Source organism: Brevundimonas sp. EU05-FHT14B07 (genome assembly GCF_058790795.1).
This window is the reverse complement of record NZ_JBYTCZ010000001.1, coordinates 1-22,705: the sequence shown is the minus strand read 5'-3', so window position 1 is coordinate 22,705 and position 22,705 is coordinate 1. Positions and strand designations below refer to the sequence as shown.

20 protein-coding genes are annotated in these 22,705 nt (G+C 65.8%); 3 read left to right on the top strand and 17 right to left on the bottom strand.

The features are described from left to right. Positions 1-37: 37 nt before the first annotated feature. The 7 genes from AC3WRC_RS00100 to AC3WRC_RS00070 all read right to left on the bottom strand — a co-directional run bounded on the left by AC3WRC_RS00100 (position 38) and on the right by AC3WRC_RS00070 (position 7,547). Positions 38-649, bottom strand: coding sequence for a DUF1134 domain-containing protein (locus AC3WRC_RS00100; RefSeq protein ID WP_492302336.1), 612 nt, complete (start codon positions 647-649; stop codon positions 38-40). 125 nt (positions 650-774) lie between these two features. Beyond that, complete coding sequence (locus AC3WRC_RS00095) at positions 775-2,115, bottom strand: APC family permease (RefSeq protein WP_492302334.1); 1,341 nt, start codon at positions 2,113-2,115, stop codon at positions 775-777. Positions 2,116-2,159: 44 nt separating this feature from the next. Further along, entirely contained in the window at positions 2,160-4,640 is a 2,481-nt protein-coding gene (gene pheT / locus AC3WRC_RS00090; protein ID WP_492302333.1) for a phenylalanine--tRNA ligase subunit beta, read from the bottom strand. Continuing rightward, entirely contained in the window at positions 4,637-5,032 is a 396-nt protein-coding gene (locus tag AC3WRC_RS00085) for a hypothetical protein (protein WP_492302332.1), read from the bottom strand. Before AC3WRC_RS00085 ends, pheT begins: the two co-directional genes overlap by 4 nt. Then, on the bottom strand, positions 5,029-5,442 hold the full coding sequence (locus AC3WRC_RS00080) for a hypothetical protein (protein ID WP_492302331.1): 414 nt from the start codon (positions 5,440-5,442) through the stop codon (positions 5,029-5,031). Before AC3WRC_RS00080 ends, AC3WRC_RS00085 begins: the two co-directional genes overlap by 4 nt. A 12-nt stretch (positions 5,443-5,454) precedes the next feature. After that, entirely contained in the window at positions 5,455-6,531 is a 1,077-nt protein-coding gene (gene pheS / locus AC3WRC_RS00075; RefSeq protein ID WP_492302330.1) for a phenylalanine--tRNA ligase subunit alpha, read from the bottom strand. 41 nt (positions 6,532-6,572) lie between these two features. Continuing rightward, a complete protein-coding gene (locus AC3WRC_RS00070; protein WP_165115328.1) occupies positions 6,573-7,547 on the bottom strand; it encodes a polysaccharide deacetylase family protein in 975 nt (324 codons plus the stop codon). Between the two features lie 168 nt (positions 7,548-7,715). On the opposite strand from AC3WRC_RS00070, the gene AC3WRC_RS00065 reads away from it, so the two are divergent. After that, positions 7,716-9,311 carry an ATP-binding protein gene (locus AC3WRC_RS00065; RefSeq protein WP_492302329.1) on the top strand — a complete coding sequence of 532 codons (1,596 nt, stop codon included), beginning with the start codon at positions 7,716-7,718 and terminating at the stop codon, positions 9,309-9,311. Between the two features lie 91 nt (positions 9,312-9,402). On the opposite strand, the gene rplT is transcribed toward AC3WRC_RS00065, so the two are convergent. The 6 genes from rplT to AC3WRC_RS00035 all read right to left on the bottom strand — a co-directional run bounded on the left by rplT (position 9,403) and on the right by AC3WRC_RS00035 (position 15,216). Next, positions 9,403-9,756, bottom strand: coding sequence for a 50S ribosomal protein L20 (gene rplT / locus AC3WRC_RS00060; RefSeq protein ID WP_017506327.1), 354 nt, complete (start codon positions 9,754-9,756; stop codon positions 9,403-9,405). 55 nt (positions 9,757-9,811) lie between these two features. Then, positions 9,812-10,009, bottom strand: a complete 198-nt coding sequence (gene rpmI, locus AC3WRC_RS00055) for a 50S ribosomal protein L35 (protein ID WP_003166435.1) — start codon at positions 10,007-10,009, stop codon at positions 9,812-9,814. A gap of 162 nt (positions 10,010-10,171) precedes the next feature. Continuing rightward, positions 10,172-11,458 (bottom strand): MFS transporter, encoded by a 1,287-nt coding sequence (locus AC3WRC_RS00050; protein WP_492302328.1) that lies wholly within the window; start codon positions 11,456-11,458, stop codon positions 10,172-10,174. A gap of 27 nt (positions 11,459-11,485) precedes the next feature. Next, a complete protein-coding gene (locus tag AC3WRC_RS00045; RefSeq protein ID WP_492302327.1) occupies positions 11,486-13,468 on the bottom strand; it encodes an alpha/beta hydrolase family protein in 1,983 nt (660 codons plus the stop codon). Between the two features lie 123 nt (positions 13,469-13,591). Next, the gene (infC, locus tag AC3WRC_RS00040; protein WP_055752751.1) at positions 13,592-14,113 is read right to left on the bottom strand and encodes a translation initiation factor IF-3; all 522 of its coding nucleotides are present in this window, start codon (positions 14,111-14,113) and stop codon (positions 13,592-13,594) included. Positions 14,114-14,238: 125 nt separating this feature from the next. Then, on the bottom strand, positions 14,239-15,216 hold the full coding sequence (locus AC3WRC_RS00035; RefSeq protein WP_492302325.1) for a glycosyltransferase family 9 protein: 978 nt from the start codon (positions 15,214-15,216) through the stop codon (positions 14,239-14,241). 71 nt (positions 15,217-15,287) lie between these two features. On the opposite strand from AC3WRC_RS00035, the gene AC3WRC_RS00030 reads away from it, so the two are divergent. Continuing rightward, positions 15,288-16,028, top strand: a complete 741-nt coding sequence (locus AC3WRC_RS00030; protein ID WP_492302323.1) for an alpha/beta fold hydrolase — start codon at positions 15,288-15,290, stop codon at positions 16,026-16,028. 184 nt (positions 16,029-16,212) lie between these two features. Here AC3WRC_RS00030 and aguB read toward each other — a convergent pair whose 3' ends face one another. The 4 genes from aguB to AC3WRC_RS00010 all read right to left on the bottom strand — a co-directional run bounded on the left by aguB (position 16,213) and on the right by AC3WRC_RS00010 (position 22,075). Beyond that, a complete protein-coding gene (gene aguB, locus AC3WRC_RS00025) occupies positions 16,213-17,076 on the bottom strand; it encodes an N-carbamoylputrescine amidase (protein ID WP_492302322.1) in 864 nt (287 codons plus the stop codon). Beyond that, positions 17,073-18,092 (bottom strand): agmatine deiminase family protein, encoded by a 1,020-nt coding sequence (locus tag AC3WRC_RS00020; protein ID WP_492302320.1) that lies wholly within the window; start codon positions 18,090-18,092, stop codon positions 17,073-17,075. The genes aguB and AC3WRC_RS00020 overlap by 4 nt, the downstream gene beginning before the upstream one ends. Before the next feature lie 132 nt (positions 18,093-18,224). Further along, positions 18,225-20,816: a TonB-dependent receptor gene (locus AC3WRC_RS00015; RefSeq protein ID WP_055752747.1), complete on the bottom strand. Its 2,592-nt coding sequence runs from the start codon at positions 20,814-20,816 to the stop codon at positions 18,225-18,227. A gap of 170 nt (positions 20,817-20,986) precedes the next feature. Beyond that, positions 20,987-22,075 (bottom strand): capsular polysaccharide export protein, LipB/KpsS family, encoded by a 1,089-nt coding sequence (locus AC3WRC_RS00010; RefSeq protein ID WP_492302318.1) that lies wholly within the window; start codon positions 22,073-22,075, stop codon positions 20,987-20,989. Positions 22,076-22,233: 158 nt separating this feature from the next. On the opposite strand from AC3WRC_RS00010, the gene AC3WRC_RS00005 reads away from it, so the two are divergent. After that, complete coding sequence (locus AC3WRC_RS00005; protein ID WP_492302317.1) at positions 22,234-22,494, top strand: hypothetical protein; 261 nt, start codon at positions 22,234-22,236, stop codon at positions 22,492-22,494. Positions 22,495-22,705: the final 211 nt, after the last annotated feature.

Here is a 22,705-nt window from a genome sequence, read left to right as displayed (position 1 = left end):
CCTAGCCGCGAGCGACCGCGTCGCGAGCCCAGCGCGCTTAGAAGGGCAGCAGATTGCGCTGGCGGCTATAGCTCATGGTGCCGACGTTGGCGCCCAGGCGCAGGCCGACGCCGGTGCGGATGGGGGCCAGGACGATGCCGTCTGCGCGCTGATAGTTCACGCCCAGGCCCGCGACCAGATAGGCCGAGCCCTCGATGCCGGGATAGCGGCGATAGATCATGTCGGGGTGGTACAGGCCATAGACCAGGGTGAAGACGCGGCTGGCGTTGCCACCCCAGTCCCAACCCACCGACGCGCCCTGCCAGAATACTTCCTGAGACGCCGACAGGTCCTTCATGTGCAGGGCGCCGCGGCCGTAGCGGGCGCCGACAACGACGGCGCCGGAGCCTTCCTCGCCCGCGATATAGGCGGTCGGGCGGTCGCCCTGGTCGGCGAAGATGCGCTCGATCGCGCCGCCCACGACCTCAGCCGCGATGCCCAGCTCGCGCGAGCCGGCCGAAACCAGTTCATCGAAGCTGTAGGCCTGGGCCGTCTGGTCCGAGCGGATCGGATAGTTGGGATCGCGCGGCGGCGCCGAGGCGCAGGCGCCCAGCGACGAGGCGCCGGCGGCGGTGGCGAGGCCCGAAAGGATCAGTTGGCGGCGATGCATGGAGGGCGCTCCGAAAGGCGACGAGAGGACGGCCGGCTGGCGCGCCGGTCTTGGCCTCACCGTCCCCGACCTTTGCGGCAGCCTTGCGGCTTCAAGGTTAACGGGGACTTACCAGGGCGCGCGGATCAGGCCGCTGCACGCTTTCGCCGGACCAGCACCCAGGCGAGCCCGATCAGGACGGCGAGGGTTCCGAACGCCTTGGCGGCCGTCAGCGGGTCCTCGACCACGAAGATCACGAACAGGGTCGTATTGATCGCCAGGGCGATGATCGCCGGCAGGGGATAGAGCGGCATCTTCCACGGCCGTTCCAGATCCGGTTCGCGCACCCGCAGAACGATGACGGCGGCATTCACCAGAACGCTCATCAGCGCCAGCAGCGACGTCGAGAAGGTCAGCAGGGTCTCATAGACACCGATGGTCGCCAGCAGCCCGCCGGCCAGCACGGTCACGATCAGGGCCAGACGCGGCGTGCCGTTGGCGGCGACCCGGGTCAGGGCCGAGATCTGATACTCGCGCGCCATGGCGAACAGGACGCGCGGGAACACCATGACCATCGCATTGATGATCGTCACCAGCGACACCAGCGAAATGGCCGTGACGATGGGGCCGGCGACATCGCCGAACACCCGACCGGCCGCATCCGCGGCGACGAGGTTCGAGCCCGCCATCTCGGCCGGCGTCAGGACGTTCAGATAGGCCAGGTTGGCCAGCACATAGATCACCGTCACCACGGCGATGCCCGAGAAGGTGGCCCGCGCGATCGTCCGGCCCGGATCCACCACCTCTTCGCAGAAGTAGGAGGCGCTGTTCCAACCGTAATAGGTGCCCGAGATCGCCCGCAGGGCCATGACGATGCCGCCGAAGGTCAGGGCCGCCGCCGTCGCCGGCGCGATCTCGGTCGCCACGGGCGCGCCGCGCGGCGCCAGGAAAAGGCCGATGATCAGCACGGTGAACAGGGCCGCCTTGACCGCGCTGCCGACTTCCTGCGACCGACCGCCGACCCTGGTGCCCAGCCATTGCACGCTGCCCACCACGACCACGATCAACAGGGCGAGGACGCCGATGGGCACGCTGGTCGCGACGCCCAACCGGTGCAGATATTCGCCGAAGACCACGGCGATGAAGGCGATGCCGCCCATATTGCCCAGCCAGTCGCAGACGCCGACGGCGAGGCCGGTCAACGACCCGAAGGCGCGCCGGGCGAAGATATAGGGGCCGCCCGTCTTGCGGATCGAGGCGGCCAGTTCGACCGTCGACATGGCGTCGATCCAGGCGACCAGACCGGCGACGCACCACAGGGCGATGATGATCGTGGGGTTCTGAACCCCCTCGGCGACCACGCCGGGGGTGCGCAATATACCCTGACCGATGACGCCGCCGACCACGACGGCGACGCCGAACGTCACGCCCAGGACGCGCAGCAGATGGCCGCGATCCGGTTGGGCCGCCTGAGGTTCCGTCGTCATCGCCTATGTCCCCCGCGCCGCCCGAAAGACGGCGCTGCGCTCCCTCAAGCCCGCAGCTTGCCGCCCTGCTTTTCGACCGCTCCAACGACCTTGGCGGTCAAGGCCTCGATCTCGGCTTCGGTCAGGGTGGCCTCGCGCGGCTGGATGACGACCTCGAGGGCGACGGACTTGAAGCCCTCGTCCACACCCTTGCCGCGATAGACGTCGAAGACGCGCACGTCGGCGATCAGGGCCTTGTCGGCGCCCGTTGCGGCCCGGACCAGATCACCGACCGGCTTGGCGTCTTCCATCACGAAGGCGAAGTCGCGCGTCAGCGGCATGAGGGCCGACAGATCGGCCGATCCGCGAGCCTTGCCCGACTTCCCACGCGGCTCGGGCACATTGTCCAGCACGACCTCGAAGGCCAGCATGGGGCCGTCGGCGTCCAGCGCCTTCAGAACGCGCGGGTGGAGTTCGCCGAACTCGACCATCACATTCTTGGGGCCGAGTTGCAGCCGGGCCGAACGGCCGGGGTGCCACCAGTCGCGGTTCTGGCCCTGGACCAGTTGCAGCGCGGCCACCGGGGCGCCGATCTCTTCCAGCAGGGTGGTCAGGTCGCCCTTGAGCGTGAACAGGGCGTCTTCGCCGCCGCCCGCCCAGTGACGGGCGGCGTGCGGGGCGACCAGACCGGCGATGACCGTGCGCTGATCCGCCGGACCGTCGCCCAGATAGATAGGGCCGATCTCGAACATGGCGGCGTCGGCGAAACCGCGCGCGGCGTTCCGCGCCGCCGCCTGGACCAGGTTCGGCAGGGCGGAGGGCCGCATGCAGTCCAGATCGGCCGCGATGGGATTCTCCAGCACCAGCCGGTCGTCGCCGCCGCCGAACAGGGCCGCCGTCGATTGCTTGGTGAAGGACCAGGTGACGGCCTCCGCGTATCCCAGGGCGGCCAGGGCCCGGCGCGCGGTGCGGACGCGGGCCTGGCGGGGGCTCAGCACCCCGCCGGCGGGACGGGTGGCCTCGGGCAGGGGCGTGTCAGGCAGGCTGTCGAAGCCCTCGATCCTCGCAACCTCTTCCACCAGATCGGCCGGACCTTCGACGTCGCGGCGCCACGAGGGCGGCGTGACGATCCAGGGCTCGGCCTGACCGGTCGTCGCGGCCTGAACCAGGAAGCCGAGCTGGCCCAGGATGGTCCCGATCCGGTCGTCGGCCAGGTCCATGCCGCTGAGCCGCTTCACATAGGCGGGGTCGAAGGCGAAGGGCGCGGGGCTGGCGGGCGGTTCGCCGACGAAGACGATCTCGGACGGTTCGCCGCCGCACAGGTCCAGGATCAGGCGTGTGGCCAGTTCCAGCCCCGGCGTGACCGAGACCGGATCGACGCCGCGCGCGAACCGGTACTGGGCGTCGGAATGGATGCCCAGCGCACGGCCGGTCTGGGCGATGACCAGCGGGTCGAACCAGGCGCTTTCCAGGAAGACGTCCGTGGTGGTCTCGTCGCAGCCGGTCGATTCCCCGCCCATGACGCCGCCCAGGCCGATGGGGCGCTCGCCCCCGGCGTCGGCGATGACGCAGTCGGCTGCGGATGCGGCGTAGGTCTTGCCGTCCAGGGCGATCAGATGTTCGCGGGTGTGATCAAACCCTTCGACGAACATGCTCTCGTAGGTCAGGCGACCGTCTAGCTGAGCGTCGCCCTGCTGCTTAGCTACTCCGCCCCGCACCACGATCTCGGTCCCGACCAGCTTGGCCACATCATAGACGTGCAGCGGGCGGGCGCGGTCGTAGGCGATCAGATTGGTCACATCCACGAGTCGATTGTGAGATTTTACGCCGATGGCGGTCAGCCGCTTCTGCAGCCAGGCCGGCGACGGGCCATTCTTGACGCCGCGAATGACGCGACCCGCGAAGACCGGGCACATTTCGGGCGCTTCCAGCCGGACGCTGATCGGCGAGGGGAAGGCCCCGCGCACCACGGCGATGTCGAAATGCTTCAGCTTGCCGACGCTGGCGGCGGCCAGATCGCGGGCGATGCCGGCGACGCCCAGCCAGTCAGGCCGGTTCGGCGTGACCTCGAAATCGATGACCGGCTCGGCGCCGAACAGGCCGGCCACCGGCGTGCCGACGGGGATTTCCGGCGGCAGTTCCTGAATGCCATCGCTCTCGTCCGACAGCTCGAGCTCGGAGGCCGAGCACAGCATGCCGTTCGACACCACGCCGCGCACCGGCTTCTCGACCAGGGTTACGCCCAGGCCCGGCACATAGGCGCCGATGGGGGCGTAGATCGTGGTCAGGCCCGCCCGCGCGTTCGGCGCGCCACAGACGATCTCCTTCATCCCATCGACCGTCTCGACCTGGCAGACCTGCAACCGGTCGGCGTTGGGATGCCGCTCGGCCGAAATAATCTTGGCCACGGTGAAGGGCGCCAGTTTGGCGGCGGGGTCGAGCACCTCCTCGACCTCCAGCCCGGCCATGGTCATGGCCTCGGCGATCTGCTGAACATCCGCCTCGGTTTCGAGGTGGTCCTTCAGCCAGGACAGGGTGAACTTCATGCCGCCGGTCCCGCCACCGTCGGAACGGCCGCCAGCTGTTCCAGAACCGCGGCCGAGCCAGTGTAGCCCACATTATAGAACTCACACCCCACGAAGGTGCAGTTGTGCATCGGCACGGTTCCCAGCGCCTTGTCGCCCATGGGCTGAAGCAGCAGGTTTTTCATCCCGCCGCGCGAGTCGCCGAAGTTGGTCTCGTCGAACGTCGTGCCCAGACCGATCAGGACGATTGCGGGTCCCTGAAGCCGGCATCCGGTGAAGGTTCGCCCGACGATGGCGCCCTGCTGCTGATGCGCGGTGTACAGGTCGTACAGGTTGATATCGACATCGACGAAATCCACCTGCGTCAGAGACTTGGCGACGCTCATGGGACGGTTGATCGGAAGCCGGCTCATGCTTGGTTCTCCCGTGCGCTGAGGAGGTCGGCCTCGATCTGCTCAAGCAGATCCGGGGCGCCGGTGAAGCCCACCTGAACGAAGCGGCAGCGGACAAAGCGGCAGTTGGACATGCCCACGACACCTGCGATCATATCGCCCATCGGCTGAAGCAGAAGCGTGCGCGGATTGGACGCCACGCCCATGTTGCAGCTGTCGAACGTCGTGCCGTTCATGACGGCCATGACCGCCGGTCCTTCGATCAGACAGTTCGTGAACGTCTTGTCCTCGATGAACGTCTTGCCGGCGTTCATGTGGTGAACAGCCAACGACGGCAGCCACACCGCCTCCTTTTCAAAGTTCGTGCGGGCCACCAGATCTCGGCCGAACTTTTCTTCGGCCGACATCGGCGTTTCAGTTTGATCGGTCATCTTGAAACTCGTTCAGCTCAGGCCCGAGGCCGGGTTGGGGGCGGCGAAGGCCGAGAAGCCGTAGTGCGACAGCCAGCGGGTGTCGGCGTCGAACATGGGGCGCAGGTCGGGCACGCCGTATTTCAGCATGGCCAGGCGATCCACGCCCATGCCGAAGGCGAAGCCCTGATATTCGTCCGGGTCGATGCCGCAGTTCCTGAGCACATTGGGATGCACCATCCCGCAGCCCAGGATTTCCAGCCAGTCGTCGCCGGTGTTGAACACCAGTTTCCCGCCCGAACGGTCGCAGCGGATGTCCATCTCGGCCGAAGGTTCGGTGAAGGGGAAGTGGTGCGGACGGAAGCGCGCCTGGACCGCGTCCAGCTCGAAGAAGCGGGCGATGAAGGTCTGAAGCGTCGTCTTCAGGTGACCCATGTGGATGTCGCGGTCGATCACCAGGCCTTCGATCTGGTGGAACATCGGCGTGTGGGTGGCGTCGGAATCCTTGCGGAAGGTGCGGCCCGGCGCGACGATGCGGATCGGCGGCTTTTGCGCCATCATGGTGCGAACCTGCACCGGCGATGTGTGCGTGCGCAGCACCTTGCGCTCGCCCGTCTCGGGGTCCGGCTTCAGGAAGAAGGTGTCATGCATTTCCCGCGCCGGGTGTTTGGGCGGGAAGTTCAGGGCGGTGAAGTTGTGGAAGTCGTCCTCGATGTCCGGACCTTCGGCCACGGCAAAGCCCATCTCGGCGAACAGGGCGATCATCTCGTCCATCACCTGCATGGTCGGGTGGACCCCGCCCTTCCTGCGCGGACGCGCCGGCAGGGTCAGGTCGATGCGTTCCGACAGCAGACGCGCGTCCAGTTCTGCGGCTTCCAACGCGGTCTTCTTCGCGGCGATGGCGGCGGCGACGCGGTCGCGCAGGCCGTTGATCATCGGCCCCTGTTCACGGCGTTCGTCGGGGCTCATGGCCCCCATGCCCTTTAGCAGGCCGGAGACGGAGCCGGACTTGCCCAGGGCGGCGACGCGCACCTCCTCCAGGGCGGCGACGGTTTCCGCGCCGCCGATGGCGTTGATCAGGTCGAGTTCGAGTGTGGCGAGATCGGTCATTTGCCCCGTGCCTTAACGGGTGGAAGCCGTTTCGTCACCCTTCAACGGGCCGATGCGATGGCCTGAAGTTCCGACGCCGGCGCCTTGTTGGCCGCAACGATCCAGGCAGGCGGTTCCGGCTCCCAGCGGATGGGCCGGCCGTCGGTCTGCATCCAACGGTGCAGCCACGAGATTCCGTTGGCGCGGACATAGGTGTCAGGGTGCTGATAGATCGGATCGGCCAGCGCCACTTCCAGCGGCACGAAGCGATAACCGCGCGCCAGATACAGGGCGTGGATCTGCGGATACCAGGCCTGGTTCAGGGTGTTTGCGTGCAGCAGCAGCACCTGCGCCGGTTCACGCCCGCCCGCCACCTCGGCGCTGTAGGGTTCGAAGAAGTCCAGCACCGTCGCCATATGCGCCACATAGGCCTGACCGATGCGCTGCATCAGCGCCTGATCGCCGATCTGCTCGGCCTTGCGATAGACGTCGGCGAACATCCAGTCGTTGTTGTCGAGGGTCACAGGCGCGATCGCATAGCCGCGCTGGGCCAGGCCGGCGGCGATGGCGTCGTGCTTTTCCTGCGTCTCGCCGGTGAACAGATAGGGGTGGCGGAACCAACGCAAGGTCTGGCCGCGCGCCTCAAGCGCCTGCCGAACGATCGGCGCCCCAGCGTCCACATCGGCCAGATAGGCCTCGACCGTCTTCGAGTGGATGTTCAGATGGATGTTGGTGTGGTTGCCCAGGTCCAGACCAGCGTCCAGCCAGACGTTCAGCACGCGCGGCAGGATCGTGGCGCGCTCGGCCTCGCACACCTTGCCAGCATTGACGAAGGCGACGCCATGCGTGTCCAGCGGCTTCAGCATGGCGACGAAGTCCTGGGTGATCGTCATCAGGCGCGCCGGATCGCACAGGGTCGCCGCATCCGTCTGGAACGGCAGATCGTCGAAGGTCACGGCGACGCGTCGGTCCTGCGCGGCGGCGGGAGTGATCAGGGCGAGGGCGGCAGCCAGGCCGCAGATCAGGGTGCGCATCATGCGGCGAGGCTATCGAAGTCGCGTGCGCGAGGGAATATCGCGCGCAATACGGACTTTCCATCCGCCCACGGATCGACTGTCGAAAACCCGCCGCGAAAGGTTCATGAACGGCAAAGCTGGCGTTAAATATCACCGTCTAATCAGGCCTCCGGACTCGCGAGGACCTTGATGCCGCTGATCGGTGATTTCGTCGACTTGATCGCGCCTGTGGCTCCGTCCACGCCGGGCGCCGATGTGTTCGAACGGTTCCAGACCGAGCCGAACACCCTGGCCCTGGCTGTCGTCGATGACGATGGCCGCCCCCTCGGCATCATCGAACGCAACGCCTTCACCCTGAGGATGGCGGCCGAGTTCGGACGCGCCCTGTATGCCCGAAAGCCCGCAGAAAGCCTGATGGATCGCAATGCGCCGGTGGCGGAGGCGGCGACCAGCGCCGAGGCCTTCTTCCACGCCTATGACGCGGCGGAACTGGGCGCCTTGCTGACGGGCTTCATCGTGGTGGCGGACGGCCACTACGTCGGCGTCGGCACGGCGCTACAGGTGGTTCAGGCGGGCGCGGCCCTGCACCGCCAGCGGGCCGAGGAAATGAGCGCCCTGGCCCGCGACCTGGCGCTGGCCGAGGCCGAGGCCGTCGCCTCCAGCCGGGCCAAGTCCGAGTTTCTGGCGGTGATGAGCCACGAGATCCGCACACCCCTGAACGGGGTGCTGGGCGTCGCAGCCCTGATGGACAAGAAGCTGGAGCAGGAAGAGCTGCGTCCCTACGTCCGCACCGTAATCGATTCGGGCCAGAGCCTGCTGCGGCTGCTGACCGACGCGCTGGACATGTCACGCGCCTCGGCCGGCATGCTGACGCTGGAGGAGGAGCCGCTGGACCTGTCGGCCGTCGCCTTCGACATCGACGCCCTGTGGCGCGCGCGGGCCGAGGAAAAGGCCCTGGCCCTGACCATCCGCACCGACCTGGCCGTTCCTTGCGTTCAGGCCGACGGGATGCGGTTGAAGCAGTTGCTCAACAATCTGATCGGCAATGCGCTGAAGTTCACCCTGACGGGCGAGGTCGTCGCCCTGATCGAAAGCCACGCCGACGGCGAGGTGATCTTCACCGTGGACGACAGCGGCCCCGGCGTGCCCGAGGCGGCGGCCGCGACCATCTTCGACCCGTTCAACACCGGAAAGGCCGGGCGCGAGGGGGCGGGCGCGGGCCTCGGTCTGGCCATCTGTCGTCAGATCGCCGAACGGATGGGCGGCGCGATCTCGCTGGGCGCCTCGCCCCAGGGCGGCGCGCGCTTTCAGGTGCGCCTGCCGCTGCGCGTCGCGACCGAGAACACGGCGCCCGCTCCGGCCATGGCTGAGCCGACCCCGCACGACACCCTGCATGTGCTGGTGGTGGACGACAACGCCACCAACCGCTTCGTCGCCGGCAAACTGCTGGAGATGTTCGGCTGCACCTGCGAGATGGCCGAGAATGGGCGCGAGGCGGTGGATGCCGTCAGCGAGCGTCCGTTCGACCTGGCCTTGATGGACATCAAGATGCCGGTGATGGACGGCGTCGCCGCGACGCGGGCCATCCGCGCCCTGCCCGGCCCGGCCGGCGCCCTTCCGATCCTGGCGCTGACGGCGAACGCCGATGAGCGCGACGAGCTGGACTATATCGCCGCAGGCATGAACGGGGTGGCGCAAAAGCCCATCCAGCCCGACGCCCTTCTGAACGCCATCCGCATGGTGCTGGCGCAGAGCCAAGCATCGCACGTCCCCAAGGCAGCCTGAAACGAAGAACGCCCGCCCCGGAAACCGGAGCGGGCGTCATTCTTGTTGCGCTACGCTCGCGACGCGATCGCTCGCGGCTTGAGCGCGGCCCTTAAGCCAGGGCGGCGCGGACCTTGTCGGCGACGGCCTTGAAGCCGGTCGCATCGGCGGCGATCGCGGCCAGAACCTTGCGGTCCAGTTCGATGCCGGCCTTGTTCAGGCCGTTGATGAACTGGCTGTAGGTGAAGCCTTCCAGACGGGCGGCGGCGTTGATGCGCTGGATCCACAGGGCGCGGAAGTTGCGCTTCTTGGCGCGACGGTCGCGATAGGCGTATTGCCCGGCGCGGTCGACGGCGGCCTTGGCCGTACGGATGGTATTCTTGCGGCGGCCGGAGAAGCCCTTGGCCTGCTCCAGAACCTTCTTGTGCTTGGCGTGCGAGGTTACGCCACGTTTAACGCGAGCCATGTCGCTATTCCTTCAAATTCTTTGGGATGGAGATCAGTCGTACAGCGCGCGCCGATCAGGCGTACGGCATGTAGGATTTGATCTTCTTGGCGTCGGCGTCGGCCATGACCGAGGTGCCGCGGTTCTGGCGGATGTATTTCGAGTTGTGGCTGATCAAGCGGTGACGCTTGCCCGCAACGCCGGCCTTAACCTTGCCAGTGGCCGTGAATTTGAAGCGCTTCTTGGCGCCCGACTTCGTCTTCAGTTTCGGCATTTCAGTCTCCTTTTTGAGGGGCTACCGGTCTTCGAGCTGCTTGAGCCCGTCGTGCGGTGTTTCCTCAGAGTTTAAGAACCGCCCAGGCATGCCTGTTCGCCTGGCGGTTCGGTACGCGAAGGCGCGGCTTCTACGTGAAGAGCGCCGCCATTGCAAGACGAGTCAGGCCGGGGCTTTGACGCCGCCCTCGCCGCTGCGAATGACGCGTCCGGCGTTGATCGCCATCAGGGCCGCCGGGATGGTCAGCAGCGCCCCGATCACGAAGGGCCAGTCATGCCCCAGCCCCGAGAACAGCGCGCCCGCGATCATCGGCCCGAAGATACGCGCCACCGAGCTTGAGGCCATGTTCAGGCCCAGCATGGCCCCCTGCCGATCTGGCGGCGAGGCGCGGCTGATCATGGCCGAGATGTTGGGCATGGCCAGCGACATGCCGCACGCGCCGATCGCCATCACGATCGGAATGATCCAGCCCTGGACGACCGGGATCGTCAGGGCGCCCAGCTCGAGCCGTGTCGCGGGAAACCACGCGACCGGCGCCAGCACCTGCAACACCAGCGAGGTTCCAAACAGCAGCATGCCGGTGGCCAGCACGCGCGATTCGCCGAACCGCCGCGCCAGCCGCCCGGCGAAGAACCCCTGGTTCAGCGTCGAGACGATGCCCACGATCATGAAACTGAGCCCCACCTCGCGCGCGCCCCATTGATAGCGGCTCTCGGACCACAGGCCGAACACGCTCTCCATCGCCGAGAAGCCGGCCATGTAGATCAGGGTCACGACCAGCACGCGCGACACCACCGCATTGTCGCGCGCATCCTTCAGCCCCGCCAGGAAAGCCGGACGCGGGTCGGCGGGATCGGCCTTGGCCCGGCTCTCTCGCAGAAAGACGACGACGCCGACCGCCGCGACCGCCGCCAGCGCCGCCGCCAGGAAGATCGGCAGCTGATAGCCCAGCCGTCCCAACTGCGGCTGCGTCAGCAATCCGCCCAGGCCCGGCCCGACGATGAAGCCCAGGCCGAACGCGGCCCCGATCAAACCCATCCGCCCGGCCCTCTGCTCGGGCGGAGTCACATCGGCGACATACCCCTGAACCGTCGAGATATTGCCCGCGCCCAGGCCGGTGAACAGCCTGACCGCGATAGCCAGCCAGATGTTAGGCACGAAGGCCAGCATCAGATAGCCCAACGCATTGGCGATCAGGGTCATCAACAGCACGGGCTTCCGACCGATCCGGTCCGACAGTCGCCCCCAGAAGGGCTCGGCGAAGAACTGACCCAGCGAATAGGCCGAGAACATCAGCGTGATCTGCCACGCCTCGGCCTTCAGGCTCTGGGCGAAGAACGGCAGCAACGGCACCACCAGCCCAAACCCGACCAGATTGATAAACACCGTCGCAAACAACACAGCCAGCGCCGATGTCTTAAGCTTGGGTGGGGTCGGGTTCACGGTCATGTCGCAGCCTTAGCGCGACACCTTGCCTCAATCGACCGGATTGTTCGCCTCAAGAAACCGCACCGTCTCACGCAGCATCTGCTGGCGCGTGTCGGCGCGCGACAACCAGTGATCCTCGCCGGCCAGTTCGATCAGTTCGACCGGCTTGCCCGCCCGCTTCATCGCCTCGGCCATGACGCGGCTCTGCTCGATCGCCACCACCGTGTCGTCGCGGCCATGGATAAGCAGCAACGGTTTGTCGACCGTATCGGCCAGATAGGCCGGCGATAGGGCGTCCAGCGCCCGGTCGTTCAGGCGCGCCGCGCCCATGAACCGGTTCCAGTAGCGAACAGTCTGGCTCTCGCGCCGCCCTTCCTGACGCGCCTCCCAGTTGACCATGCGGCGCAGGTCGGACACGCCGGCGACAGCGACGCCACAGCGATAGACTCCCTTGTCCAGCGTCAAACCAGCCATGGCTGCATAGCCGCCGTAGCTTGCGCCGACGATGCACACGCGTTCGGGATCGACGATGCCCTGCTCTGTCAGGAAACGCACGCCGTCTGACAGGTCGGTCTGCATCTTGCGACCCCATTCGCCATAGCCCGCCTCCATAAAGGCCCGCGTATAGCCGTCCGACCCACGGAAGTTCGCCTGCAGCACCGCATAACCGCGCGACGCCAGCGCCTGGGCCCACCAATCAAATCCCATCACGTCGCGCGACGCGGGGCCGCCATGTGCCAGCACGATCAGCGGCAGCTTCTCCGGCGTTGCGACGCCAGGCGGCAGGGTCAGATAGCCCGGAATGTCCAGCCCATCTGCGGCGGCATAGCGAATGTGCCGCACAGCGCCGACCTTCTCGGGCGGAATGTCTGGGTAGGCGAAGGCCAGGGCGTCAGCCGTGCGTCTGTCGAAATCAACGAGTTGATAGAGGCCGGATTCGCCTGAGTCGGTGAACACCAAAATCCGCTTCTGATCTGCGTTCCAGGACACCAACTGCGGCGCCTTCTCGCCAAAGGCCCGCGTGATGGAACGCCATCGGCTGGCGGAGGCGGGCTCGATGAACTCGTAACGCACGCCATCGTCTTCGGTGCGTGACCCGCCGATCAGGAGGCGGGTCTGAGGATGACGCAAAAGGTTGTCGGGATGATGCTCGAATGGCAGTTCGGTCCAGACACCCGTGTCCACATCGACCTCGAACAGATTGTTGGCCGTTTCGCTCTCCGGATCGGCGGCGGCGAGATCAGGCCGATCCGCAGCGACAAGAATCGTACGCGGCGTTCGCCCCATGCCGAGCAACGCCGGAGGATCGAGTGGAGCGTTCACTGACCAAGCATCGCGCAAGCGACGGCCGTTCGGCAGCATCAAGGTCCAGCGACCGCTACGCTCGACATAGGTCGACATGGCGATAACGGCGCCCTCGGCGTCCAACACATAGTCTTCGGTGTCCCAGTCCATAGGCGCGACGGACCGCCCCCGGCCCGAGGTCAGGTCGATCCGGAAGAGATCGACTTGGCCGCTATAAAGATTGACCGCACGCGCGAACAGCGCAGGCCCTTGGGCGGTGTCGCGGATCTGGGCGCCGCCATAGAGAACCGGAAGAACATCGTCCGTGCGGTCCAGAACACGCGCCAGCTTCTGAGTCTTAAGGTCCAGTATCACGCCGAAATAGAGCTCGGACCGCGGGATGCCTAAAAGATGCAGCGCACGCGTCTGGGAGCTGATGATCAGCACCTTGTCTTCGCCGATCCAGCGCAGATCGCGGACCTTCGCCTGACCGATGGTTGAGGCGAATAGATGCTCGCCCGTGTCGATATTTGTGACCGCGATGGCGCGCTCTTCACCGGTCACGACGATGCGGGCGATAAGCGTTCCGCTGGGCGAAAGCTCCATCAATTCCACGGCCGGAGAAGCGGCGTACACATCGATGGGGGGAGGTGCGTTCTGTGCGAGGGCCGCCGAAACCAAGCCGCCCATCAGGGCGGCGACACTCACCACGGCCAGGATCAACCCCGACAGACCAGACTTCAGCATGAACGCCCCCACTCAAGGCAAGGCTCAACCAGAAGACGCAGATTTACGCAAGCGGCAGATGCGCAAAAACAAAACGCCCCGGTCGCGGGACCGGGGCGTTTCGTATTCAGCGATGGATCGCGATCAGCGCGGGGCCAGGATCATGATCATCTGGCGGCCTTCCATCTTGGGCGAGAACTCGACCTTGGCGACTTCGTCGAAGTCGGCCTGAACCTTGTTCAGCAGCTTCATGCCCAGTTCGGGGTGGGCCATTTCGCGACCGCGGAAGCGCAGGGTGACCTTGACCTTGTCGCCTTCCTCGAAGAAGCGGTGCATGGCCTTGGCCTTCACCTCATAGTCGTGGGTGTCGATGTTGGGACGGAGCTTGATCTCCTTCAGCTCGACGACCTTCTGGCGCTTGCGCTGCTCGGCCTTCTTCTTCTGTTCCTGGAAACGGTGCTTGCCGTAATCGAGGATCTTGGCCACCGGCGGCTCGGAGGTGGAGACGATCTCGACCAGGTCCATCCCGGCTTCCTCGGCGGCTTCCAGAGCAGCAGAGGTGGGCATGACGCCCTGTTTTTCGCCGTTCTGGTCGATGAGCAGAACGCGAGGGGCGCGGATATCCTGGTTCATACGCGGCCCGTCTTTCACGGGTGGCGCTTGCATGGGACGGCGAATGGGCGTCGTTTCCTTATGTGGTCAGAGAAGGCGTATGTCGTGATGAGCGAATGCACGCGGCGATCGCCACGTTCCCCTCAAGGCCGGCAATATGCGCCGCGAGCCCCGATTTTTCAAGGGTTCGCAGGCGTTTCGACGATGTAGGCGTCATGCAGCGCCAGCACCGCGTCGAAGACGTGATCCACCGTCAGGTCCTCGATCGGCGCGAACTGGCCGCGCGTCTCGTTGGACGCCGCCGTGCGCGTCTTGGGCCCCCACGGCCCATAAAGCCACCACTCGGTCGGACCGAACAGACCCAGCGTCGGACGGCCCAGCGCCGCCGACACGTGCATCAGACCCGAATCGTTGCCGACGAACAGATCGGCCCGATCGATGGCGGCGGCCGAGGCCAGGATGTCGCCCTTGCCGACGAAATCGATGCCGCGCCCTCCTTGCTCGACATGGCCAGCAGCTTCCAGAGCCGGGGTCGCCGGGGGCCGGTCACCCGGCCCGCCCACCGGCATGAAGCGCCAGCCGTCAAAGCGCGGCTCGGCTTTCAGCTTCTCGACCAGTGCGCCCCAGCGATCGGCGGGCCAGCTCTTGCCCGGCTGGTGCGCGATGGGGGCCAGGGCGATTATCGGGCCGGGACCCGCGCCGCCCGCCAGCTGCGGATCGATCACGGCGGCGGCCTCGGCCCGCGCCTGATCGTCCAGGAAAATTTCGGGATCCAGCTGCGTCGGCGAACCCATCAGCCGCGACACCATCTCGACCTTGCGTAGGCCCGTCTCCCACGAGCGGTTATAGACGATGCGCCGCTTCGCCGGGATCAGATAGCTGAGCGCCGAACCCCGGATGTCGATCACCAGATCCCAGCGCGTGCCGACGACCTGTTTCCACAGATCGAGCCAGTGGCCAGACAGCTTCTTCTTGTCCAGCACGATGGTGCGCACCACGCCGGGCGCATTGCGGAAGAAGGGCGCGGGCGGCCGACCGCACGCGACGGTGATCTCGGCCCCCGGGACCTGACGCGCGATCTCGCGGATCACGCCCGACGAGATGACGCAGTCGCCGATGCGGTTGGAGGTGACGAACAGGACCTGGGGTGCGGACATGGGTCTGTGTTCCGCCATCGCGCGTCGCGGTCAAGGGTGACGACGGCGGAAAGTCCGGGCAGAACGGCGCCATGACCGACATCCAGCACCTGTCCCGCCCCGACGGCGAAACCCTGGCCTTCAAACGCGTCGACGGCGACGGCCCGACCGTGATCTGGGTCGGGGGCTTCCGCTCGGACATGGAGGGGACCAAGGCTCTGGCCCTGGACGTCGCCGCGCGCGAACGCGGCTGGAACTTCGTCCGCTATGACCATTTCGCCCACGGCCAGTCCTCCGGCGACTGGAGACAGGCCACTATCGGCCGGTGGCGCGAGGACGCCATCGCCCTGATCGATAGCCTGTCCGGCCCGGTCATTCCGGTGGGTTCCTCGATGGGCGGCTGGGTCTCGCTGCTGGCGACCCTGGCGCGGCCGGACCGGACCAAGGGGCTGGTCCTGGTCAATCCGGCCCAGGACTTCACCGAACGGCTGATGTGGCCCGGCCTGGCGGACCACGAGCGCCAGGCCATTCTGCGCGAGGGCGAGACCCTGATCGTCGAGGAAGGTCTGGGCGAATATGTCCTGACGCGGCGTATGTTCGAAGAGGCGCGCGACTGGCTGCTGCTGGACGGCGTGATCGACGTCGCCGCGCCGGTTCACATCCTGCAAGGCCGCGCCGACGACGTCGTGCCGTGGCGACATCAGGTCGAGTTGGTCGAACGGCTGACCGGCGGCGACGTGCGCCTGGACCTGATCGAGGGCGGCGATCACCGGCTTTCGACGCCGGCGGACCTCGATCGACTGGTCGCAGCGGTCGAGGCGATGCGGGGCTAACCCCAACTTGTCGTCATCCTCCGGCAAGCCGCATCTTCGCGGCGCAGACCGGGGGACCCAGCGGCGCCGAAGGCGATGCGGCCACGGCACCACTACAAAAACCTCGTCCGCGACAGGGTCGCGCTATCGCACGCCGCTGGGTCCCCCGGTTCCGCTGCGCGGCCCGGAGGATGACGAAAGAAGACTATTTCGCCCCCGTCAGCGCCCCATACAGGTCCGTCCGCCGATCGCGGAAAAAGCCCCAGGCCGCGCGGTACTTATCCAGTTCGTCCAGATCGAAGCGGTGCACCAACACCCCCTCCTCCTCGGCGCCCAGTTGCTCGACCAGTTCGCCCTGCTGGTCGGCGATGAAGGAATGGCCGTAGAAGGTCTGGCCGACCTCGGTCACGCGCTCATGACCGATCCGGTTGGCGCCGACGACCGGCACGGCGTTCGACACCGCGTGTCCCTGCATGGCCCGCCGCCACGGCTCGGCCGTGTGTAGGGTCGCATCATGCGGCTCAGTGCCGATGGCGGTCGGATACATCAGGACGTCGGCGCCCATCAGCATCATCGCCCGCGCCGCTTCCGGGAACCACTGGTCCCAGCAGATGCCGACACCGACCTTGCCGAAGCGCGTCTTCCAAACCTTGAAGCCCGTGTCGCCCGGCCGGAAATAGTATTTCTCCTGATAGCCGGGGCCGTCGGGGATATGGCTCTTGCGATAGACGCCCAGCGCTTCGCCGTCAGCGTCCAGCATGACCAGCGAGTTGTAATACTGCGGCCCGTCCTTCTCAAAGATCGAGACCGGAATGGCCACGCCCAGTTCCTTGGCCACCGGCGCCATGGCCACAACACATGGGTGTTCGCGCCATTCATAGGCTTTTGTGAACCAGTGCTCCTCCTGCGAAACGCAGAAATACGGTCCCTGGAACAGCTCCGACGGCAGGATTACCTGCGCGCCCCGCCCCGCCGCCTCGCGCACGAAGGCGATGGTCTTGTCGATGTTCGCCTGCATGTCCTCGCCGTACGAGGTCTGGATGCCGGCGACGGTGATGTTGCGGGTCATGCGGGCTCCTGCTGGGAGATGCAGTGGAACGAGCCGCCGCCGGTCAGGACGGCGTTGGATGGCAGCGGAATGATCTCGCGATCGGGGAAGGCGTCCTTCAACGCCTGACAGGCCATGTCGGCCGCACGCGCATCGCCATAGGTGGGAACGATCACCGCGCCATTGGCGATCAGGAAGTTCATGTGGCTGGCCGGGATCGGGCGTTCGTCCTCGTCCAGCACCAGGCCCGGCGACGGGATGCGCACGACCTTCAGCCGACGGCCCGCCGCATCGGTCACGGCGGCCAGATCGCGCGCCGTAGCGTCATAGACGTCGGCGTTGACGTCGTTCGTGCCCCAGGCGACCGGGCAGGCGACCACGCCCGGCGCGACGAACCGCGCCAGGTTATCGACGTGCCCGTCGGTGTGATCGTTCAGCAAACCGTCGCCCAACCACACCACCACCTTGGCGCCGACCGCCTTCTCCAGCGCCGCCGCCGCGGCGGCCTCATCCTGGTTCCAGGCCGGATTGCGGTTCGGGTTCAGCAGGCATTGACGCGTGGTCAGGACGGTGCCCTCCCCGTCATGATCCAGCGACCCGCCCTCCATGACAAAGTCGTTCCAGGTCAGGTCCACGCCCGCATGTCGGCCGATCTGTCCGGCGACCAGATCGTCGCCCGGCATGTCATATTTCCCGCCCCAGCCGTTGAACTTGAAGGCCGCGGCCGTTTTGGATCCCGCGCCGAAGATCGGCCCGGTGTCGCGCAGCCAGACGTCGCCAAACTGGCCGGCCACGACCTCGACATTCGCCACGCCCGTAAAGCGCGCCTGGGCGTCGGCCAGAGCCTCGGCCTTGCCGACCATCAGCTTGACCTGCTCGCGGCCCGGGCCAGCCAGAGCCCGCACCAGACCCTCGACCTCGTCCTGCGTCTGCTCCAGCGCCTCGAACCAATATTCCGCATGGCTGGGCCAACCCACCCACATGGCGCGGTGCGGCGCCCATTCTGCGGGGATGGCGGCAGTGATCGGATCGGTCATGCGGGCGTCCTCAAGAAGGGCCGAACTCGGAGCCGCGCCATATGGCCCCAAGCGCCCCCGACTTCAACGTCAGCCACGAAAAAGGGCGGCCCGCGAACGGACCGCCCTTCGTCGCTTCAGTCTGGCTGAGCCTTAGAACTTCAAGCCAACCGTCATTTGGACGGTGCGCGGCGCGCCCAGCGAGAAGGTGCGCGGCTGGCCGGCGCGCGTGACACCGCCGCCCACCGCCACCGGCAAGGCGTTGTTGCCGGTCGAGATGTTGCCCAGGTAGTCTTCGTCGAACAGGTTGGTCACGTTCAGCTGAACATAGGCGCCGCGGATCGAGATGTTCTGCAGGTCGTAGCGAACGTCCATGTCGGCGACGACGTAGGACGGCGAGGTTTCGTCGTTCACGTCCGTCGAGAAACGCTCGCCGACATATTTGGCCTGCAGACCGACGTGGAAGGCGTCGGTCGGATCCCAGTCGACGCGCGCCGAATAGGTCCATTCCGGCGTCTCGACCAGCTTCTTGCCCTTGGTCGGCAGGAATGTGGTCGCCGACAGGGCCAGATCGTCCTGCAGTTCGCTGTCGTTCCACGACGCCGAGGTGTTGAACGTCCATTGGTCGTTCAACACGTAACCCAGTTGGGCGTCGACACCCTGCTGCTTCACCTGACCGACGTTGCGGTCGATGCTGATGCCGAAGGTCGGCGAGTTGATGTCGTTGTCGAACGACGACACGATCCGGTCGTTGTACTCGATGTACCAGGCCGCGATCGAACCGATGATGCGTTCGTTGCGGAAGCGATAGCCCAGATCGTAGGACTTGGTGGTCTCCGGGACCACGGTGGTGAAGTCCAGGGCGTTCGTCGTGGTATTGCGAACCGGCTGATACAGGTTGTCGGTACGCGGCACCGAAATGCCTTCGGCATAGCTGGCATAGACGCTGTGGCCTTCGCCGAAGCGATAGACGATGCCGGCGTTGGGCAGAACGTCATCGTATTTGATCGTTTGCGAATACGGCGGGATGTAGGCCTGCGTGCCGGTCGAGGCGAAGTTGACATTGCCGTTGGCCAGGGTCGCCGAAGGCGTCTCGGTGGTGCAGCGCACGGTCGAGGTGCCGTTCAGCGAGTAGCAGTACTGGTTCAGCTGGCGCTCGAAGAAGGGCGCGCGAACGCCGATGTTCACGGTCACAGCCTTGTCCAGGAAGTCCCCGACGTATTCGACGGCGATCTGGTTCAGCTGGGCGATCGAGAAACGATCGCGGCCGCGCAGGAAGGAACCGTCGCGACCGACGATGCGCGCGTCCTTGTCGCCCCAGCGCTCTTGGCCGCCGAAGACATTGCCCGGCTCGCTGTCGATGCCCGTGCGGGTCCATTCGGCGGTCTGGCGGTGACGGCCGTAGTCCAGCGTGTAGGCGGCGCGCAGGCGCTGCGAATCCGTGATGTTCCAGATCAGCGAGCTGGTCAGGCCGTAGCGGTGGGTATTGGTGTTGTTCGGCGTGTACAGGCCGACGTTGTCGCAGCTGTCGCCGTCGCCGTTCAGATCGACGCCGGTGCCGTTGAAGGCCGCAGTGGCGCACTGAGCGTTGGTGATGGCCGACAGGCCCGTCGCGCTGTTGTTGTTGGTGCGGTTCTGATCCAGGCGGTCGTCGCGCTCGTTGACCAGGGTGTAACCGCCGCCATTGGCGATGGTGTACTGGAACGAGGGGTCGATGGTCAGGCGGATGCTATCCGTCAGGCCGTAGCTGAACTGGCCGCGGATATTGCCGGTGTTGGACGGGTTGATCCGGATGCCGTAATAGTTGGAGCAGCTTCCGGTCGCGGTCGTGCCGTCGCTCAGGAAGCGGGTCGAGGCGGAGTTTTCGTCCTGCACCGTGCCGGCGACAGCCGCAGGACGGACGCAGGCGAGGTCGTTTTCAAGGAACGAGTTGGCGTCGAACTGGGCGCGCGTGATCTGGTTGTTATACTGGCTGTTGCGGTTGATGTTCCAGTGCGCAGCCAGGCTGGCGAAGTTGCCTTCGCCCAGATCCTGATAAATCTTGCCGTTGAACTGGGCTTTCTCCAGTTCGCCGGGGCCCTTGAATTTGTCGTACTTCGTGTAGGAGGCGGTCGCGTAGGCGGTGGTGCCCCACGGTCCGAACTCGCCGGAGTCGACGCGAGCGAACATGCGCTTGTAGTTGAACTCCCCGATCGAGGTGTTGATCTGCAGACCGCGCACGTCCAGCGGCGTCGCCGAACGATAAGCGATGGTGCCGCCAGTCGCCGAAGCGGTGGGGCTGTCCACGTCGGTCGCGCCAAGGTTCACCGAGGCACGCTCGATGATTTCGGGATCGAGCTGCTGGTTGGTGTAGGCGGCGTAGTTGCCGGTGTCGTTCAGCGGCATGCCGTCGAAGGTGATCGAGACGCGGTTGCCGTCGAAGCCGCGCAGACGAATGTTGCCACCCGAGTTGCCGTAGGGATCGGAGTTCACGAAGTTCAGGCCGGGAACCAGGTTCAGGCTCTGTAGGATGGTCTGGCCCGAGGCCTGGGTGCCAATGAACTCCTGGTTGATGCTGGAGCGGCTCTTGGACGAGGTTTCGGCCGTGACGCCCGCGATAGCGCGCGGAGCCCGCGTGCCGGTGACGACCACTTCCTGCACTTCGGTCGCTTCCGTGCCGGTCGATTGGGCGGAGGCGGCGCCGGCGAAGGCCAGCGAGCCGGCAAGAGCGGTGGTCGCCCAGATCAGGCTTTTGCGAGTAATCATTACATCTATCCCCAGATGGACGGCGCGAATGGCTCTGGCGTCAGGCGTCCATCGCCTGTCGCAATCCAGCCCCCTCTAGGGCGCATGTTGAAACCTTGGGCGACAGTTATGTAACAGCAATATGACAGCGCAGGAGGGTGGTCTGGGCGCCACACCCTGCAGTGACTGGCTTAGGCTGATGCGCGCTCGAAAATGTCCGCGATCCCGTTTGCCGTCGGAACGATGGCGTGCGGTTCATGATAGTTGCCGTTCACCTGGCTTTGCGCAATCACATGGGCGCGGAAGCGTGTGAACAGCGCGCCGTCCGGCGCTTCCGGTGCGCTCCAGAATTCATCCAGCGGCTTTTGGTCGGTCAAACCCTCGAAATCGAAGAAGGCGTCGCCCAGAACCTTGACAGGCGTGTGGAACCCGAGCGCCGACAAGGCGGCGCTGGAGTTGTTGACGACCATGCCCATTGATGCTCGGCAAAGCGAGGCCAGATTGCCGCCGTCGATGAAATCGACACGCCCCGCCACACCATGCTCTCGGGCAAGCCGCATTGTGACGACGCGAAGATTGACGAGGCCTGGATCCAGCGGATGGTTCTTGACCACCAGCCGCGTCTTCGGCGGCGCCTTGGCGGCGAAACTGGCTATGACGGCGGTCAGGAAAGCACGATTGTCGCCATAGCGAGAGTAACGCAGCAATTGGGCGTCACCTTCGCGTTGCAGGCAGGCGATGAAGAAATCGCCCTTGGCCCTGATGATGTCAGCATCGCAATTCTCAGGCCGGCGGAACGCCAGACTGACGTAGCGTCGAATATGGCCCAGGCACTGTTTGAGCGGGGAGAACACGTAGGGCGCAGTGTAGTTTGGGAAGAATGCTTTTCCCGCGACCTGCACCGTATGATAGGCGCTGATGTTGGCGACGTGGTGCGGCAGGATTTTTCCGACTGCGACAGGTTCGAGCAGCTTCGGCGCCGGTTCGGGATATCCGTCGCGGAAGCGTGGCAGCGCGCTGGAGCCGTTTACGCCATTGCGCTCAACCGTGACCCAATCAGGACGAAAATAGCCGTTTTCCAGAACCCAGACACGAGCGTTCAGGGTGTCGGCTGCCGCCAGAACCGCGCGGTTGTAGGCGCCGGCCTCGCCAAAGACGATGACGTCGGTGAAATCGGCGACGATTCGCGCCAGACCATCGGTCCAGGATTTCGCCGTCCCCTTGAATACCAAGCCGCCCGGTCGGCGCCAGTTCATCGCATCCCCGGCATTGAAGATCATGCGATTGACGACTGCGCCGCGCGATTCGAGTACCGAGGCCAGTGCGGCTCCGAACGATCCAAAGGGGGCGGAAACGATAAGAAAACGCCGGCCCGACAGGCCATGTCGACCGCCTTGTCGTGTCGCGGGAAAGGCAGAGGTAACCGTTGGTCGGGGAAGTGCCGCTGCACGCAGCCGCCGAGGTACGCTGGGCCGAACGTCATCTGCCCTTAAACGATAACGACGACGACGCCGCGCCGACAGAGTTCGAGAAGACGACCGCACGTCCACCATCACGCGCACCGGTGCAATGGCGGAACAGAAACCGCTTCGGCGTGGCCGCTGCAACCGAAGAGTTTGTCGACAAAGGGCATCGTCGCCCTTTTGTCGCGACCACCTTTTTCGATCAATCGAAAATGCTCAAAGTTCAGGGATTTTGAAACGTGGCGCTTTGAACGTTGGTTTTTGGCACCAAAGCCGCCGCCGCCCCGAAGGCGACGACGGCTCAATGTCTTTGAAACGACGACTTCCATGCTTCGCAGGTCGCTGGTTGGGTGATCCCAACCAGCTCCTGGAAAGTCTTAGAAGTTGATGTCGATGGTCGCGCGGCGGTTGAGCGGTTCGCGCACACCGTCGGCGGTCGGCTTGGCC